Genomic DNA, 17,192 nt, shown 5'->3' with positions numbered 1-17,192 from the left:
ATCGGGATTGAAGTTGTAAAGTTATCAATTAAATCATGTTGTTACGTCTGTTATGTGCGTTCGCTTACAAAGCCGTAAATTAATGTGTCGATTCATATTTGAGACAGTTTCAAACGATCATTCGAGGTGCCGTGAACCGCCCAGGCGCCATGCGAGACATCACGGAAACAATTGAAAACGGCCCGTAAGTATTTGAACGATAAGCTTCGCGCGCCGCTGCTGGCGCCGCCGCGCACTCGGTGATCATTGATCAGTCGAATCGCTTCCTGTCTCCACTGTGGCAGAGGGTGTCCGAAAATGAGACGCTTTTGACAGTTTTCAGTTGGTAATTCGGCGGGGCTAAATCGCTGGTCATTTATATATTAAGGATGAAGCGGGTATTGGCACGTAAATCGCTTATTGAGATGGGCGCATCGAAACGGGACTCCCGATTCGATCCGGCGGCGTGAAGCCGCAGGTCGATTGGATGGAGGGTTGTGGGCCGCAACCCGCGTCGCCATCCGGACGCGCATCACGATAACGAGTTCCGCTGACGCAGCTGCATGCGGCGCGGAAGACAAATGGGATACAGACATGCTTCATCTTCACTCGAGCTACTCGGCGAATGCCATCCTCGATGCCCTCCCGGAGGACAGCATCCGTGCCATCGCACCGCACCTCGAACTGGTCAGGATCAAGGCCGGCATGCTCGACCGTGTCGGGGAACCGATGCGCCATCTGCATTTCCCGACGACCGCCATGATGTCGGTGCAGCACCTGATGGAAGACGGCGCGATGGTCGAGGTTGCCGTGGTCGGCCGCGAAGGTGTGGTCGGCCTGGCGACGCTCGTCGGCGGCACCTCGGTATCGAACCGCATCGAAGTCCGTATCGGCGGGATGGCCTACCGTGTGCCGACCTGCGTGATGCGCGCGGAATTCGAACGTTCGCCGGCGACGTATCGGCTGTTGTTGAACTACTGCCAGGCGATGATGGCGCAGATTTCGCGCAGCGCGTTGTGCAACCGCCATCACTCGGTCAGCGAGCAGTTGAGCCGCTGGCTGCTGCTCGCGCATGACCGGATCGACGGCGACGAACTGGCCGTCACGCAGCAGACGATCGCGAACATGCTCGGCGTGCGTCGCGAGGGGGTGACGGAAGCAGCCGGCAACCTGCAGGAAGCCGGGCTGATTCGTCAGCGTCGCGGCCGCATCACGGTGCTCGATCGCGACAGCCTCGAGCGCCAGGCGTGCGAGTGCTACGAGCTGATTCGTGCGGACTATCGCCGGCTGCTCGGCACGCGTGCAGGCGTGCGATCGATGCCGGTGCGACCGCGCATGTACGACGTGCACGGCGGATTCCCCGCGCACGGTGCGTGACGATGCATGCGATGGCGGGTGGAGCGAATACGATGCGGCGCGCCGCGATCGCCGCGGCCGATGCCGCGCTCGTGCTGGCAGGCGCGCTCTCCGCGCAGGCGGTGATGGGACTCGCATGGCGCGATCTGTCGGACGCGCAGCGCGGCGCGATTGCATTGCTGTGCGTGTTGACGGTTGCGCTGTTGCCGAGCAGTGTGCGCTTGTTGCGCGGCGCGGCATCGTCGCATGACAGCGGCACCGTGCTGACGCGCACGATGATCGCCGTTGTGTGCGCGGGCATGCTGACGGTGGCTGGCACGATGTGGATCATGAACCGCGGCGGCACGGTCACGACGCGCTGGATTGCGCGGACGGTGCTGTCCGGCGACGCGGCACTGCTGCTTGGCAGGCTGGCACTGTGCGCGCTGGCGATCAAGCGGGGCGATCCGCGCGCGCGGCAGCGGCGGGTCGCGATCGTCGGCGCGACCGCTTACGGACGGGTGGCGATCGAGCGCATGCAGCGCGAGCCTGCCGGCCCGTTCGCGGCGGCCTGCGTGTTCGACGACGACGCGCCGGCCTCGGCAGCCGCCGACGGAATCGGCGGCGTCCCGGTGATCGGCGACTGGGGCGCGCTGCGGCGCATGATCCGCGGCGGCGAGATCGACGAAGTGTGGCTTACGCTGCCGATGTCGCACGAGTCGCGCATTCAGCGCATCGTGCGCGAATTGCGCGACGAGTTCGTCGAGTTGCGACTGTTGCCTGACGTGCGGCAGATGGCGGTCGTCGAGCGATCCGCGACCGATGTGCTCGGCATGCCGGCAATCAACCTCGCGACCACGCCGCGTTCCGCTCCGGAACTGTGGGCGAAGTTCGCGTTCGACCGGATGTTCGCGGTCGCCGTGCTGATCCCGCTGCTGCCGCTGCTTGCGGTGCTGGCGGTCGCCGTGAAGCTGTCGTCGCCGGGGCCTGTCTTGTTCAGGCAGCGCCGCAAGGGTGCCGACGGTCGCGAGTTTCACATCCTCAAATTCAGGACGATGCGCGTGCATCGCGCACAGCCCGGTGTCGTACGGCAGGCATCGCGCAACGACGCGCGCATCACGCCTGTCGGCGCGTTCCTGCGGCGCACGTCGCTCGACGAGCTGCCCCAGTTCTTCAACGTGTTGTTCGGCCAGATGTCGGTGGTTGGCCCGCGTCCGCATGCGATCGAACACGACGACTTCTACCGGCAACTGGTCGACTGCTACATGTATCGCTATCGCGTACGGCCGGGGATCACGGGATGGGCGCAGGTGAACGGCTATCGCGGCGAGACGCGCAAGGTCGAGGCGATGGCCGCGCGTGTGAAGTTCGATCTGTTCTACATGCAGAACTGGAGCTTCTGGTTCGACATGAAGATCATCCTGATGACGGTCGTTCGTGGTTTCGTCGGGCGTAATGCATTTTGATGAACAGGATTGCGAAGTATTATGCGCGGTTCCTTCGTCGTCGATGCGATGCTCCACGCAACGGCGCACCTGAAACCGCGCGTCAACCGTCCGACGGCGGCTGAGCGGCCGCCGGCGACGCGGTGGGCGTGACGGCGGGGCTGGCATCGGGCGCGGCTTGCGCGCTCGACGGCTGGATGGCGTGCTGGATCGTCGGCACGACCATCGTCGGGAACAGGGCCGCAAGGGCCACCCAGATGACGACGCCGAACAACATGACGTTCTCCCGGAAAGCCGCGGATTCACCGCGCATGCTTTCAATCTACGTCGCAACTTTTTACAGGGGATTGATCGACCTCAACGGCGGCTGCGTCAGACGAATGCGCGCGTGCGGGATTATCGCGTCGGTCCCCGGTTTTTCGCGCGCATGGTGCGGGCGCTGACGACGGTCAACACATGCGTGTGCATTGGGTTTATGCTGCGTCGAATGCGTCCGGCGCTTCGTGCGGCCGGGCGCGCATCCGGGCGCGGCGAGCCGGGCGTTCCGGCCCGCCGCGCACCGGCGCGACAACCGCGCGCCGCATGCGCTTTGCGCGGAACCCGGAAAAGGAGAGACGGCGATGGCGCTCGATCGAGAACAACGGCAGACGCTGCAGCGGCGCCTGACCGAGAGCGAGTTGGCGTTGCGGGCGAACATCCGGACGAGCGAGGACCAGCGCGCGTCGGAGTCCTATGCGGAGCTCGCCGGCGCGGCGCCGGACGAGGGCGACGAGGCGAACGCCGATCTGTTCGTCGACATGGATCACGCGCTGATCGGAATGAAGCTGGCCGAGTTGCGTGCGATCGGGCGCGCGCAGCAGCGCATCCGCGACGGCAGCTACGGCGAATGCATCGATTGCGATGCGCCGGTCGGCTACGCGCGGCTGCTCGCGCGCCCGACTGCCGAGCGTTGCACGCATTGCCAGTCCCTGTACGAGCGTCGCTACGCGACGACGCCGCGCGCATCGCTCTGATGTATCGGCGCAGGAGCCGCGCAGACCGCATGCCTCGCGCGACATGACACGGGCAATCGGTGCAGGATGATCAACGGGCGCCCGCCGTCGTCGACATGCGGCGCCGGGCGGGCAGAGGTCGCCGCACCAGCGCACGGCGCCATCCACGTGGGAGGGAGCCACGCCGACCATGCCGATCCACAATGCCGAGTGTGCGGCCGTCTTCGCCGAAATCGCCGATATGCTCGAGATCCAGGGCGCCAACCCGTTCAGGGTGCGCGCCTATCGCAACGCGGCGCGGACGATTGCCGATTACGGGCGCGACATTCCGGCGATGCTCGCGAGCGGCGGCGATCTCGGCCGGATTCCATCGATCGGTGCCGATCTCGCGGCTAAGCTGCGCGAGATCGCCTCGACCGGCACCTGCGAACTGCAGCAAACGCTACGCCATGCGCTGCCGCGCGCGATCGTCGAACTGCTCGACGTGCCGGGGCTCGGCGCGAAACGAGTCAAGGCGCTGCATGACGCACTGCACGTCGAGTCGCTCGAACAGCTACGCGTCGAAGCGAAGAGCGGGCACGTGCGCGCGCTGCCGGGTTTCGGCGCGAAGACCGAAGCCCATCTCCTCGACGCGATCGACGACCGCCTGAAGCGCGAGCCGCAACGCTTCCTGCTGCCGGATGCCGCGCAATCGCTGATGCCGTTGCTCGAGCGTCTGCGCAAGGTGGCCGGCGTCGGGGAAGCGGTGCCGGCGGGCAGTTTTCGCCGCAACCGCGAGACGGTCGGCGACCTCGACATCCTCGTGACGGCGCGCGATCCGGCCGCGGTGGCCGATGCGTTCGTCGGCTACGGTGAAGTCGCGCGCGTGCTCGCGAACGGCAAGACGCGTTCGAGCGTCATGCTCGGCAACGGGCTGCAGGTGGACCTGCGCGTCGTCGATGCCGACGCGTTCGGTGCCGCGCTCGTCTATTTCACGGGATCGAAGGCGCACAACATCGCCCTGCGCAGGATCGCGCAGGCCGGCGGCCTGAAGATCAACGAATACGGCGTATTCCGCGGCGACGAGCGGATCGCGGGCGCGACGGAGGCATCCGTCTACGAGGCGATCGGTCTTCACTGGGTGCCGCCCGAGTTGCGCGAGGACCGCGGCGAGATCGACGCGTCGCGCGCGGGCACGCTGCCGGCGCTGGTCGAGCGCAGGCACGTTCATGGCGATCTGCATGCGCATACCAGGGCGTCGGCCGGGCGCGACAGCCTGCGCGCAATGGCGGATGCGGCCCGGGCCCGCGGGCTCGCGTATCTGGCCGTCACCGATCGCGCACCGGATACGCAAGGTGGCCGAGCGGATGGCGACTGGCTCGTGCGGCAGATCGACGAGATCGACCGCCTCAACGCGTCATTCGACGACTTCGTGCTGTTGAAGGGCGTCGAGGCCGGCATTCGCGAAGACGGCAGTCTCGACGTGCCCGACGACGTGCTTGGGCGCCTCGACCTCGTCGTCGGCGCGGTGCGCGACGGCTTCGACCTGACAGGCGACGCGCAGACCGGGCGAATCCTGCGTGCGATGGATCATCCGTATTTCACGATCCTCGCGCATCCGACCGGCCGGCTGCTCGGCGAACGCGACGCATGTGAACTCGACGTGCCGCGTGTGCTCGCCGCAGCCGCCGCGCGCCGCTGCTTCGTCGAACTCGATTGCGACCCGCGACGGCTCGATCTGCCGGACGTCTGGTGCCGCGAGGCCGCGAAAGCCGGTGTCGCCGTGGCGATCGGCTCGGACGCACGTTGCGCCGACGATCTGGACAACCTCGAATACGGCATCGGCCAGGCGCGGCGTGGTTGGCTCACGCGGCACGACGTGCTCAACACGCGCACGCTCGCGCAACTGCGGCCGCTGCTGGCGCGCACGATGCGCGCAAGCGGCGCGTCGAAGCGCGGGCGCCCGAAGGGCGCGTGACGGCGCACGCCGAAGTCAGGCCAGCACGTCTTCCGCTGGCACGTACGGCAGGCCGAGCGCCAGCGCGACGGCCTCGTAGGTGATGCGGCCGTCGCACACGTTGAGGCCCGCGCGCAGATGGGGATCGTCGGCCATCGCGCGTTTCCAGCCCTTGTTGGCGAGCGCGAGCGCATGGCCGAGCGTCGCATTGTTCAACGCGAACGTCGACGTGCGCGCGACCGCGCCGGGCATGTTCGCGACGCAGTAGTGCACGACGCCGTCGACGACGAAGGTCGGCTGCGCATGTGTCGTTGCATGCGATGTCTCGAAGCAGCCGCCCTGGTCGATCGCGACGTCGACGACGACGGCACCCGTGCGCATCGTCGCGATCATGTCGCGCGTGACCAGCCGCGGCGCCGACGCGCCCGGCACGAGCACCGCGCCGATCACGACGTCGGCGTCGCGCACGGCTTCGTCGATCGTGTGCGCGTTCGAGCAGACGGTCGCGATCCGGTTCGCGAAGACCAGGTCGAGCTGGCGCAGCCGGCCCACGTTCGTGTCGAGCACGGTGACGCGTGCGCCAAGGCCGACCGCCATCTGCAGCGCACCGGTGCCCACCACGCCTGCGCCGAGCACCACGACGTGCGCGGCCGGCACGCCGGGCACGCCGGCCATCAGCACGCCGCGGCCGCCCCGCGGGCTTTCGAGGTGCGTCGCCGCGACCTGGATCGACATGCGTCCGGCGACCTCGCTCATCGGCGCGAGCAGTGGCAGCCCGCCGCCGGGGCCCGTCACGGTCTCGTACGCGATGCACACCGCGCCGGACTTCACCAGCGCGGCCGCCTGCTGGGGATCGGGCGCGAGATGCAGATACGTATAAAGAATCTGTCCGCGCCGCAGCATCGCGCACTCGGCCGCCTGCGGCTCCTTGACCTTGATGATCATGTCGGCGCGCGCGAAGACGTCGCGCGCGTCGTCGCACAGTGTCGCGCCTGCGGCCGTGTAGTCGTCGTCGTGCAGACCGATCGCGGTGCCCGCGCCGCGCTGCACGAGCACGCCGTGGCCATGACGCGTGAGTTCGCGTGTGCCGGCCGGCGTGAGGCCGACGCGGTACTCGTGATTCTTGATCTCCTTCGGCACACCGATCAGCATGAGTCGCCTCCATGGGTATTCGTCATTGTTGTCGTGCCCGAGCGCGCCGGCGAACGGCACGTATGCGACCGCTGCGCATGCACGGTTCGAGTGCCGTACTGGAATAAAAGGGTAGTGGTGCCCGGAGGGAAGTCAAGCGGCGGCCGGTGCGACGGTGCGCGCGCATTGCATCGCAGCACGCGGCGTGGCGTATTGCGACCGGACGTCGCAATGCATGCGGCACGTGGTTTGGGTATCGTCTCGTGTTGCGCGGAACGGAGCCGCGTGCTGCCGGAGCCGTTCCGGCTGGATCACGACACGATGAGACAAGGAACCTTACCGAGATGAGCGGCGCGTATTTCAGCGTGCCGACGCTTTGTGCGATTGCAATCGTTCACGTCTACTGGGCGTTCGGCGGACGGTTCGGCAAGCGTGCGGCCATTCCGGAACAGGATGGGGTACCGCTCCTGCGGCCGACCATGTTCGGCACGCTCGCCGTCGCGACGGCGTTGCTGGCCGGCGCATGCGCGGTGGCGTCGCGCGCCGGCTGGCTGTGGCCGAACCTGTATCCCGGCGCGATCGCGCTCGCGATCGTTGCGCTCGCATTGATCTTCGCGGTGCGCGCGGTCGGCGATTTCCGCTACGTCGGCTTCTTCAAGCGGGTGCGCGGGTCGCGTTTTGCGCGGATGGACAGCCTGTGTTACTCGCCGCTGTGCGTGGCGCTCTCGTTGTCGATCGCGTCGATGCTGTGGTCGTGATGAGCGTCGCGCCTCGCGCGGCAGCCAGTTTGCAGCGCGTGGAGCCCTGACGCCCGTCGCGACGTCGCGATCGAACGCGCGGAGTGGGCGAAGCCCGCGCATCGCGCTACCGTGGTGAGCGTCGACACGACCCGCGCCACGGCTCTTGCGCATTCCGGAAAACGATTTCCTCATTATTGCGGTTTTCGATGTAATGAATTGCATTGAACCCTTTGGAAATGGAACCGGTTCCATTTATAATTCGCGGCGTTTGTCGTCGGGCCCGGAATGAGGGTCGTGCACGATGCGCTTGCCGTCGGCCAGCGCGGCGTCTAAGTTGAACAGGGCCATGGCGATGAAGGGCGGATGCGGGCGGTAAGCCGGTATCTGCCCGATGATCAGACCCGCGAAGAGGTCGAACCCGCAGCGCGCCGGAACCGGCGCGCTGCGCGGCTGCATGACGGCGCCACCGCGCAGCGCGTGGCGTGCGCCCGCATCGAGGTTGTTCGCAACGCCGCAAGAACAGGACGGCCGGCCGCGCGCGGCAAGGCTGCCGTGCCGGGCATGCCGCATGCGGAATGCGGGCCCCGAACCACGTTCCACAACGATCACCATCCGACCATGTCCACGCCACCCGACAAACCCAATTCGCGTCGCCGCTTCCTGCGCACGTCGGTCGCGCTCGTGCCGATCGCGTCGGTCGCCGGTTGCGACCTGCGCTCGTCGTCGTCCTCGACCACGGCCGGCAATGCCTCCACCGCGTCGGCCGGCGCCGAACGTGCGCCGTACAAGCCGACCTTCTTCGATGCGAAGGAGTGGGCGTTCGTCCAGGCCGCCGTCGACCGGTTGATCCCGGCCGACACCGAAGGCCCCGGCGCGCTCGAATCCGGCGTGCCCGAATTCATCGACCGCCAGATGGAAACCCCGTACGCACACGGCGCGACGTGGTACATGCAGGGGCCGTTCCAGCAGGGCGTGCCCGAGCTCGGCTACCAGCTCAAGCTCGTGCCACGCGACATCTACCGGCTCGGCATCGCGGCGGTCAACCGCTATTGCGAAAAGGCCCATGGCAAGGTGTTCGCCGATCTCGACGCGCCGACTCGCGACACCGTGCTCGGCGAACTCGAAAAAGGCGGCGCGCAGATCGACGACGTGCCGTCCGCCGTGTTCTTCGGCCAGTTGCTGCAGAACACGCGCGAAGGCTACTTCTGCGATCCGGTGCACGGCGGCAATCACGACATGGCCGCGTGGAAGATGATCGGTTTTCCGGGCGCGCGCGCCGACTTCATGGATTTCGTCAACCAGAACGGCAAGCCGTACCCGTACGGCCCCGTCTCGATCAACGGGGAGCGCAGCTGATGGCCGCAGAGAAAAAGCCGCATGTCGATGCGGTGATCGTCGGCTTCGGCTGGACCGGCGCGATTCTCGCGAAGGAACTGACCGAAGCGGGCCTGAACGTCGTCGCGCTCGAGCGCGGCGAGTATCGCGACACCTACCCGGACGGCGCGTATCCGAACACGATCGACGAGCTGACCTACAACGTCCGCAAGAAGCTGTTCCTCGACCTGTCGAAGACGACCGTGTCGATCCGCCACGGCGTGCAGGACACCGCGCTGCCGTACCGGCAGCTCGCCGCGTTCCTGCCGGGAGAGGGCGTCGGCGGCGCGGGGCTGCACTGGTCGGGCGTGCATTTCCGGATCACGCCGGAAGAGCTGCGCCTGCGCAGCCACTACGAAGAGCGCTACGGCAAGAAGTTCATCCCGGAAGGGATGACGATCCAGGACACGGGCGTGACCTACGACGAGCTCGAGCCGCATTTCGACTTCGCCGAGAAGGTGTTCGGCACGTCGGGGCAGGCGTACAAGGTCGGCGGCAAGGTGGTCGGCGACGGCAACGTGTTCGAAGCGAACCGCAGCGACAACTTCCCGCTGCCCGCGCAGCTCAACACCTATTCGGCGCAGCGCTTCTTCGACGCGGCCAGGTCGCTCGGCCTGCATCCGTACCGGCTGCCGTCGGCGAATACGTCGGGCCCATACACCAACCCGTACGGCGTGCAGATGGGCCCGTGCAACTTCTGCGGCTACTGCAGCGGCTACGCGTGCTACATGTACTCGAAGGCGTCGCCGAACCTGAACATCCTGCCGGCGCTGAAGCAGGCGCCGAACTTCGAGCTGCGCTCGAAGTGCCACGTGTTGCGCGTGGACCTCGACGACACGAAGAAGCGTGCGACGGGTGTCACCTACGTCGACCCGGCCGGCCGTGAAGTGCACCAGCCGGCCGATCTCGTGATCGTCGCGGCGTTCCAGTATCACAACGTGCACCTGCTGCTGCTGTCGGGTATCGGCAAGCCGTACGACCCGATCTCGGGCGAAGGCGTGGTGGGCCGCAATTTCGCGTACCAGAACCTGTCGACGATCAAGGCGTTCTTCGACAAGGACACCTTCACGAACCCGTTCATCGGCGCGGGCGGCAACGGCGTCGCGGTGGACGACTTCAACGCGGACAACTTCGACCATGGCCCGCTCGGCTTCGTCGGCGGTTCGCCGCTGTGGGTGAACCAGGCCGGCGTGAAGCCGATCAGCGGCATTGCGACGCCGCCGGGCACGCCGCAATGGGGCGCCGCGTGGAAGAAGGCCGTGAAGGACAACTATGCGCACACGATCTCGATGGATGCGCACGGCACGAACATGTCGTACCGCGATGTCTACCTCGACCTCGATCCGACCTATCGCGATTCGTACGGCCAGCCGCTCTTGCGGATGACCTTCGACTGGAAGGACAACGACATCAAGATGGCGCAGTACGTGACCGGGCAGATGAAGAAGATCGCGGAGGCGATGGGGCCGAAGGCGATCGGCGTGTCGACGCGCGAGTTCGGCAAGCACTTCGATTCGCGCGCATACCAGACGACGCACCTGGTGGGCGGCGCGATCATGGGCACCGATCCGAAGACGAGCGTGCTGAACCGCTACCTGCAATGCTGGGACGTGCACAACGTGTTCGTGATGGGCGCGTCGGCGCTGCCGCAAGGCATCGGCTACAACCCGACCGGGATCATCGCGGCGCTGGCCTACTGGTCGGCACGCGCGATCCGCGAGCAATACCTGAAAAATCCCGCTCCGCTGGTGACCGCATGAAGAGGACAGTGAACCACCACAACGCCGCGCGCCGAATTTCCCCGCTGCGGCGCGCACTGGCGATCGGCACGGCATGGGCGGCGTTCGGTCTCGCGGGCGGGGCGGCCTTCGCGCAACCGGCGGGGCCGGCTGCGGCTTCGGGCCCGACGGCGGCACCGGCGGCACAATCGGCCGACGCGAACCTCGTCAAGCGCGGCGAATATCTTGCCCGCGCGGGCGACTGCATCGCGTGCCACACTGCGAGCGGCGGCAAGCCGTTCGCGGGCGGGCTGAAGTTCGACACGCCGATCGGCGCGATCTATTCGACCAACATCACGCCGGACCCGAAGACGGGCCTCGGCGGCTGGACGCTCGACGACTTCACGCGCGCGGTGCGCGAGGGCGTCCGCAAGAACGGCGACACGATGTACCCGGCGATGCCGTACCCGTCCTACGCGCGCCTGAGCGACGACGACGTGAAGGCGCTGTATGCGTACTTCATGCACGGCGTCACGCCGGTCGAACGCGAAAACCGCGCGGTCGACATCGTGTGGCCTCTGTCGATGCGCTGGCCGCTGATGTTCTGGCGCAAGATGTTCGCGCCGGCGCCGAAGCCGTTCGATGCGGCGTCGTACACCGATCCGGTGGTCGCGCGCGGCGCGTATCTCGTGCAGGGTCTCGGTCATTGCGGCGCGTGCCACACGCCGCGTGCGGCGACGATGCAGGAGCGCGCGCTGACCGATGCGGGCGGCCTCGACTTCCTGGCCGGCGGCGCGGCGATCGACGGCTGGGTGCCGACGAGCCTGCGCGGCGAGCCGCGCACCGGGCTCGGCACGTGGAGCGAATCCGAGATCGTGCAGTTCCTGAAGACCGGCCGCACGCTGCGCACGGCCGCGTTCGGCGGGATGACGGACGTGGTCGGCCACAGCATGCAGCACTTGAGCGACGACGACCTGACCGCGATCGCGCGCTACCTCAAGACGCTGCCGCCGCGCGTGCAGGGCGAGCAGCCGCACATGTACGACGCGGCCGCGGCGAAGGCGCTGCAGACCGGCGACGCGAGCAAGCCGGGCGCCGCCGTCTATCGTGACAACTGCATGGCGTGCCACCGCAGCGACGGCCACGGCTACACGCGCGTGTTCCCGGCGCTCGCCGGCAACCCGGTCGTGCAGGGCGAGGATCCGACGTCGCTGATCCACGTCGTGCTGGAGGGCAGCGCGCTGCAGGGGACGCACACTGCACCGTCGACCTTCACGATGCCCCCGTTCGGCTGGCGCCTGTCGGACCAGGAAGTCGCGGACGTGTCGAACTTCGTGCGCACGAGCTGGGGCAATACGGGCACGGCGATCACGGCCGCGCAGGTCGCGAAGGTGCGCAAGAGCACGCCGTCGACGCGGCCGGAGCCGCCGCCGGGCGCGCGGTTCCCGCAGGCGTCGCGCTGACGCACGCGGCGGGACGCCGGTCGCCGCCCGATCGATCCGCCTCGCGCCGCCGGCCGGCGCGTGGGGCGCGTTCCGACTGCCCGGGGTAGTACCCCCGCAATGGCGGGCCACCGCGTGAATATTTCGCGGTGGCCCGCCATTTTTCCATCTCATCCCTTATCCTTCCATTCTTGAACCTTACTAAATAGTTACAAGAACTCGGGAGGGGGGGATGCCCCATGACGTCAGCCTGATTGCGTTGCTCGCGGCCGGTTTCGGTCTCGCGATGATCTTCGGTTACCTCGCGTCACTGCTGAAAATGCCGCCGCTCGTCGGCTATCTGCTCGCCGGGATCGTGATCGGCCCCGGCACGCCCGGTTTCGTCGGCGACCTGTCGCTGGCGCAGCAGCTCGCGGAAGTCGGCGTGATGCTGCTGATGTTCGGTGTCGGCCTGCATTTCTCGCTCGGCGATCTGCTCGCAGTGCGCAAGATCGCACTGCCGGGGGCCGTCGTCCAGATTACCGTCGCAACGTTGCTCGGCGGCGGGCTCGCGCTCACGTGGGGCTGGAGCCTCGGTGCGGCGCTCGTGTTCGGGCTCGCGCTGTCGGTCGCGAGCACGGTCGTGCTGCTGCGGGCGCTCGAGGGGCGCGGGCTCGTCGAGACGGTGAACGGGCGCATCGCGGTCGGCTGGCTCGTCGTCGAGGATCTCGTGATGGTGCTGGTGCTCGTGCTGCTGCCGCCCGTCGCGGGGCTGCTCGGCGGCACGCCGCCCGGCGATGCGCACGCGGCCGGCGGTAGCGTGTGGGGCACGCTCGGCGTCACGATGCTGAAGGTCGCCGCGTTCATCGCACTGATGCTCGTGGTCGGCAAGCGCGTGTTCCCGCGCATCCTGTGGCTCGTCGCGCGCACCGGTTCGCGCGAGCTGTTCACGCTGTGCATGATCGCCGCGGCGGTCGGCATCGCGTACGGCGCGGCGAAGCTGTTCGACGTGTCGTTCGCGCTCGGCGCGTTCTTCGCCGGGATGATGATGCGCGAGTCGGAGTTCAGCCGGCGCGCGGCCGACGAGACGCTGCCGCTGCGCGACGCGTTCTCGGTGCTGTTCTTCATTTCGGTCGGGATGCTGTTCGATCCGACGGTGCTGCTCACCGAGCCGCTGCACGTGATCGAAGTCGCGGCGATCGTCCTGATCGGCAAGACGCTCGCGGCGGTCGCGCTCGTGATCGCGTTCCGCTATCCGCTGAACACCGCGCTGACGGTCGGCGCGGGCCTCGCGCAGATCGGCGAATTCTCGTTCATTCTCGCGGGGCTCGGTCGTGCGCTCGGGCTGCTGTCGGCCGAAGGGCAGAGCCTGATCCTCGCGGTCGCGCTGATCTCGATCGCGATGAACACGCTGCTGTTCGCGATGATCGATCCGGCGCTCGCGTGGATCCGCAAGCATTCGGCATTCGCGCGCAAGCTCGAGGCACGTGACGATCCGCTCGCCGCGCTGCCGATGTCGACGCCGCAGACGCACCTGACCGGGCAGGTCGTGATCGTCGGCTACGGCAAGGTCGGCACGCGGATCGCGCATGCGCTGGACGAGCGCGGCATCGCGTATGTCGTCGTCGAGCAGAATCGCGAGCTCGTCGAAAAGCTGCGCGCGGACGGCGTCGCCGCCGTGTCGGGCGACGCGATCGAGCCGGTCGTGCTCGTGCAGGCGCATATCGCGCGCGCCGGGATGCTGGTCGTCACGCTGCCGGACGTATTCGACGTGCGGCAGATCGTCGAGATCTCGCGCACACTGAACCCGATGCTGGAGGTCGTGCTGTGCACGAACAGCAGCGACGAGGCCGCGTTGCTGTCGAGCGAGGGTGTCGGCACCGTGTTCATGGGCGAGAGCGAACTCGCGCGCGGAATGACCGAGCACGTGCTCGGCAGGATGGTGAAGCCGGTGGCGGATGCGCACGCGCACTGACGGTCGCGCGGCCGGGGTCGCGCGGGTGGCGGGATAGTGTCGGCCAGCGGAAAGCGGGCGTGCCGGGAATTCGGCACAGCGAACAGTCGACCTTTTCGCCTCGCGCGGCGCCGAGTGCGCCCTGGCGGCTTCAGCCTGCCGCCGCCTTCGCCGGTACGGCCGCGCCGGATTGCGCGGCCGTTTTCACGGGGGCCGATGCTTTCTGCTCGCCCGCCGTCTTCGATTGCGCCGTGGTCTTCGGCGCCGCGACGGTCTTCTGCGGTGCGGCCTTGACCGGCGCATTCGGCGTCGGCTCGACCGGTGCGTCGGGCGGCACGCCGAGCAACTGCAGCGAGCCGCTCGTGACCGACGAGAACACCGGGCCGGCCACCGTGCCGCCGTAATAGCCCTTGCCGCGTGGCTCGTCGATCATCACCGCGACGATCAGGCGCGGGTTGCTCATCGGCGCCATCCCCGCGAACAATGCGCGGTACTTGCCCTTCGCATAGGTCGCGCCGACCTGCTTGCGCGCCGTGCCCGTCTTGCCGCCGATCCGGTAGCCGTCGACGCGCGCGCGGCGCCCCGTGCCGCCTTCGCCGACGGCCGACTCGAGCATCGCGCGGATCGCCGCCGCGGTTTGCGGCGACGTCACGCGGTGGCCGCGATGGGCATTGATCGTCTGCGGGTCGGAGCCGTTCTTCAGCAGCGACACCGGGTGCAGCGTGCCGTCGCCCGCGTAGGCGGTGTAGGTCTGCGCGATCTGCAGCAGCGACATCGACAGCCCGTAGCCGTACGCCATCGTCGCCTGCTCGATCGGCCGCCAGCGCTTGTAGCCGCGCAGGCGGCCCGACGCGACGCCCGGGAATGTCAGCTCCGGCGCGCGGCCGATCCCGTATTCCTGGTACTTGTTCCAGATCGTTTCGGCGGGCAGGTTCAGCGCCAGCTTCGCGAGCGCGACGTTGCTCGACTTCTGCAGCGCCTGCGAGACGGTCAGCGAGCCGTGGTTCGACGTGTCGTGGATCACGGCCGGGCCGATCTTGTAGGTGCCGGGCGATGTGTTGATGATCGTGTTCGGCGTGACCTTGCGCTCGTCGATCGACAGCGCGACGACGAGCGGTTTGATCGTCGAACCCGGCTCGAACGTGTCGATCACCGCGCGGTTGCGCAGCTGCTGGCCCGTCAGCCGGGCGCGGTCGTTCGGGTCGAAGGTCGGGTAGTTCGCGAGCGCGAGGATTTCGCCGTTTTGCGCGTCGAGCACGACCACGCTGCCGGCTATCGCGTTGTTCTCGAGCACCGCAGCCTTGAGCTGGCTGAACGCGAGCTGCTGGATCCGCCGGTCGATCGTCAGTTCGATCGTCGCGCCGTGCTGCGCGGGCACGAGCGGACGCGTGTCGGACACGATGCGGCCGAGCCGGTCGCGGATCACCTCGCGCTGCCCGGAGGTACCCGACAGCCGCCCGTTTGCCGCGAGCTCGACGCCTTCCTGGCCCTTGTCCTCGACGTTGGTGAAGCCGACTACGTGCGCGGCCGATTCGCCCTCCGGATAGAAGCGCTTCGAGTCGGCGATCTGCGTGATGCCGTCGATCTCGAGCTTGTCGAGCCGGCTCGCGGTGTCGGCGTCGATCTGCCGCTTGAGCAGCACGAACGTGCGGTCGTTGCGCAGGCGGCGCTTCACTTCCGCGAGCGGCATGTCGAGCAGCTTCGCGATCTGCGGATAGTCGATTTCGGCGACTTGTTTCGGATTCGCCCAGATTTCATACGTCGACAGGCTGACCGCGAGCATCGCGCCGTTGCGGTCGACGATGCGCCCGCGCATCGCGTCGAGCTCGATCGTGCGCTGGTAGCGCTTCTGGCCTTGCCCGACGTAGAAATCCTGGTTCGCGACCTGCACCCAGAAGGCGCGTCCGATCAGCGCGGCGAAACCGAGGGACACCATGATCACGACCAGCTTCGAGCGCCACATCGGCAGGCGCGACGTGAGCATCGGATGCTTGGTCGCGGCGGCGTATGGATCGGCGGGATGGGTCTTCTTTTTCACGCTCATGCAAGGGCCGGGTCGGGCCGCCGGACGGCGGCAAGTCAGTTGGAATAATGCGATTGTAATAAATGAGTAAACATCATGTGGGGAAAGTATGTTTCGGCCCCATAAAAGGTTTGCGTTTCCGCCCGGGCACGGTCCGAAGAAGGGGAGCGCGGCGAAATGGCAATGCGGCCTGACGTACTTGTGCCGACGGAGCCGGGAGGGATGGGCGGAGCGTTGTTACCGCCGCCGCGGTTCGATTAACCCGGCCCCGATTAATTAAGGGTCCGGAAAATAAAAAGGCGCCTCGAAGAGAGGCGCCGTTATTCGTGAATATCTAAATGAATATCGCGGAAACTGGAATAAACCCGAAAACCGCAGAGGATTGCCGTCAAAAATACCTATCGCGCGACGGAAATAAATTCATGATATTCCGACTCCGCCGTGGAACGATCGACCGCCTGCAGTCGCCATGCGCCGTCGGGGTGCTCGCCGGCGAGCACAGCCGGACCTTGTTCGCGCTGCGTCGCGCTGAACGACAGCCCCTTCAACTGGCATACGGCATTCCCGCTGTCGGCCGCGCAGAGGGCCATTGCGCCTTCCACGTCCCGGACCTTGCCCCAGCTCGGAAGATCGATCCCCTGGTGTGCCTCGCGTGACCACAGCCCCTCATCGGTATCGACCCAGAGCACCGCGAAGGAGTGACGGGTTGCCGACTCGCTGCCATTAATCCGAATAGTGAGGCGCATTGGATCGTCTCCTGAAAAAATGACACATTCGACCGTTTTGGTTTGACCAGTCTAGATAGACTGCCGTGAAACGCAAGTGATAATCCGCAATAAATCCGAATTGCACCAATAGGCGTTTCCCGATGAAACGACGTCTGACGATCCGCCACGATCGTGGCGGAGCGCGCAAACGCAAGCGCAGCATGATCCGCGCGCCGCGACCGGAACCTGGCGTGTCCCGGACATGCGATGACCCGGGAGAGGCCGCGTCGAAGTGTCGCGTCGAAGCGAGGGCCCGACGCGCATCGACCATCCTGCCACGGAAGCCCTCGCATGCTGCCCGACCGGACGTTTCGATGATTTGACCGCCCGGCCGGTACGACACACTCCGACATTCGCATACAAATCCGCACACTTTC

General features: G+C 67.0%; 14 protein-coding genes. 9 read left to right on the top strand and 5 right to left on the bottom strand.

Annotation, left to right across the window (positions count from 1 at the left end):
• Nucleotides 1–573 precede the first annotated feature (573 nt).
• Together BTE28158_RS23320 and BTE28158_RS23315 are read left to right on the top strand one after the other, a co-directional pair.
• On the top strand, nucleotides 574–1,356 hold the full coding sequence (locus BTE28158_RS23320) for a Crp/Fnr family transcriptional regulator (RefSeq protein WP_124623668.1): 783 nt from the start codon (nucleotides 574–576) through the stop codon (nucleotides 1,354–1,356).
• Between the two features lie 32 nt (nucleotides 1,357–1,388).
• Entirely contained in the window at nucleotides 1,389–2,780 is a 1,392-nt protein-coding gene (locus BTE28158_RS23315) for an undecaprenyl-phosphate glucose phosphotransferase (protein ID WP_174920113.1), read from the top strand.
• 82 nt (nucleotides 2,781–2,862) lie between these two features.
• On the opposite strand, the gene BTE28158_RS23310 is transcribed toward BTE28158_RS23315, so the two are convergent.
• Nucleotides 2,863–3,036: a hypothetical protein gene (locus tag BTE28158_RS23310; protein WP_170296460.1), complete on the bottom strand. Its 174-nt coding sequence runs from the start codon at nucleotides 3,034–3,036 to the stop codon at nucleotides 2,863–2,865.
• A gap of 343 nt (nucleotides 3,037–3,379) precedes the next feature.
• Here BTE28158_RS23310 and BTE28158_RS23305 point away from each other — a divergent pair, with 343 nt between their 5' ends.
• Nucleotides 3,380–3,772, top strand: coding sequence for a TraR/DksA family transcriptional regulator (locus BTE28158_RS23305; protein WP_059599271.1), 393 nt, complete (start codon nucleotides 3,380–3,382; stop codon nucleotides 3,770–3,772).
• Between the two features lie 169 nt (nucleotides 3,773–3,941).
• The gene (gene polX / locus BTE28158_RS23300; RefSeq protein WP_151050898.1) at nucleotides 3,942–5,708 is read left to right on the top strand and encodes a DNA polymerase/3'-5' exonuclease PolX; all 1,767 of its coding nucleotides are present in this window, start codon (nucleotides 3,942–3,944) and stop codon (nucleotides 5,706–5,708) included.
• A 15-nt stretch (nucleotides 5,709–5,723) separates the two neighbouring features.
• Here the strand turns inward: polX and ald are convergent, their stop codons facing one another.
• On the bottom strand, nucleotides 5,724–6,839 hold the full coding sequence (ald, locus tag BTE28158_RS23295; protein WP_151050896.1) for an alanine dehydrogenase: 1,116 nt from the start codon (nucleotides 6,837–6,839) through the stop codon (nucleotides 5,724–5,726).
• A 323-nt stretch (nucleotides 6,840–7,162) separates the two neighbouring features.
• Here ald and BTE28158_RS23290 point away from each other — a divergent pair, with 323 nt between their 5' ends.
• The gene (locus BTE28158_RS23290; protein ID WP_151050894.1) at nucleotides 7,163–7,576 is read left to right on the top strand and encodes a DUF3995 domain-containing protein; all 414 of its coding nucleotides are present in this window, start codon (nucleotides 7,163–7,165) and stop codon (nucleotides 7,574–7,576) included.
• 234 nt (nucleotides 7,577–7,810) lie between these two features.
• Here the strand turns inward: BTE28158_RS23290 and BTE28158_RS23285 are convergent, their stop codons facing one another.
• Nucleotides 7,811–8,170, bottom strand: coding sequence for a hypothetical protein (locus BTE28158_RS23285; RefSeq protein ID WP_174920111.1), 360 nt, complete (start codon nucleotides 8,168–8,170; stop codon nucleotides 7,811–7,813).
• Between the two features lie 6 nt (nucleotides 8,171–8,176).
• Here BTE28158_RS23285 and BTE28158_RS23280 point away from each other — a divergent pair, with 6 nt between their 5' ends.
• The 4 genes from BTE28158_RS23280 to BTE28158_RS23265 all read left to right on the top strand — a co-directional run bounded on the left by BTE28158_RS23280 (nucleotide 8,177) and on the right by BTE28158_RS23265 (nucleotide 14,046).
• On the top strand, nucleotides 8,177–8,914 hold the full coding sequence (locus BTE28158_RS23280; RefSeq protein WP_151050892.1) for a gluconate 2-dehydrogenase subunit 3 family protein: 738 nt from the start codon (nucleotides 8,177–8,179) through the stop codon (nucleotides 8,912–8,914).
• Nucleotides 8,914–10,692: a GMC family oxidoreductase gene (locus tag BTE28158_RS23275; RefSeq protein WP_151050890.1), complete on the top strand. Its 1,779-nt coding sequence runs from the start codon at nucleotides 8,914–8,916 to the stop codon at nucleotides 10,690–10,692. Before BTE28158_RS23280 ends, BTE28158_RS23275 begins: the two co-directional genes overlap by 1 nt.
• Nucleotides 10,689–12,113 carry a cytochrome c gene (locus BTE28158_RS23270; protein ID WP_151050888.1) on the top strand — a complete coding sequence of 475 codons (1,425 nt, stop codon included), beginning with the start codon at nucleotides 10,689–10,691 and terminating at the stop codon, nucleotides 12,111–12,113. The genes BTE28158_RS23275 and BTE28158_RS23270 overlap by 4 nt, the downstream gene beginning before the upstream one ends.
• 211 nt (nucleotides 12,114–12,324) lie before the next feature.
• Entirely contained in the window at nucleotides 12,325–14,046 is a 1,722-nt protein-coding gene (locus BTE28158_RS23265) for a cation:proton antiporter domain-containing protein (protein WP_124900703.1), read from the top strand.
• A gap of 130 nt (nucleotides 14,047–14,176) precedes the next feature.
• Here the strand turns inward: BTE28158_RS23265 and BTE28158_RS23260 are convergent, their stop codons facing one another.
• Both BTE28158_RS23260 and BTE28158_RS23255 read right to left on the bottom strand, forming a co-directional pair.
• On the bottom strand, nucleotides 14,177–16,069 hold the full coding sequence (locus tag BTE28158_RS23260) for a peptidoglycan D,D-transpeptidase FtsI family protein (protein ID WP_151049917.1): 1,893 nt from the start codon (nucleotides 16,067–16,069) through the stop codon (nucleotides 14,177–14,179).
• 377 nt (nucleotides 16,070–16,446) lie between these two features.
• Nucleotides 16,447–16,794 carry a DUF3564 family protein gene (locus tag BTE28158_RS23255; RefSeq protein ID WP_124900705.1) on the bottom strand — a complete coding sequence of 116 codons (348 nt, stop codon included), beginning with the start codon at nucleotides 16,792–16,794 and terminating at the stop codon, nucleotides 16,447–16,449.
• Nucleotides 16,795–17,192 lie beyond the last annotated feature (398 nt).

Source organism: Burkholderia diffusa (assembly GCF_902499115.1).
Lineage (GTDB): Bacteria > Pseudomonadota > Gammaproteobacteria > Burkholderiales > Burkholderiaceae > Burkholderia > Burkholderia diffusa.
This window is presented reverse-complemented; position numbering and strand designations above follow the sequence as displayed.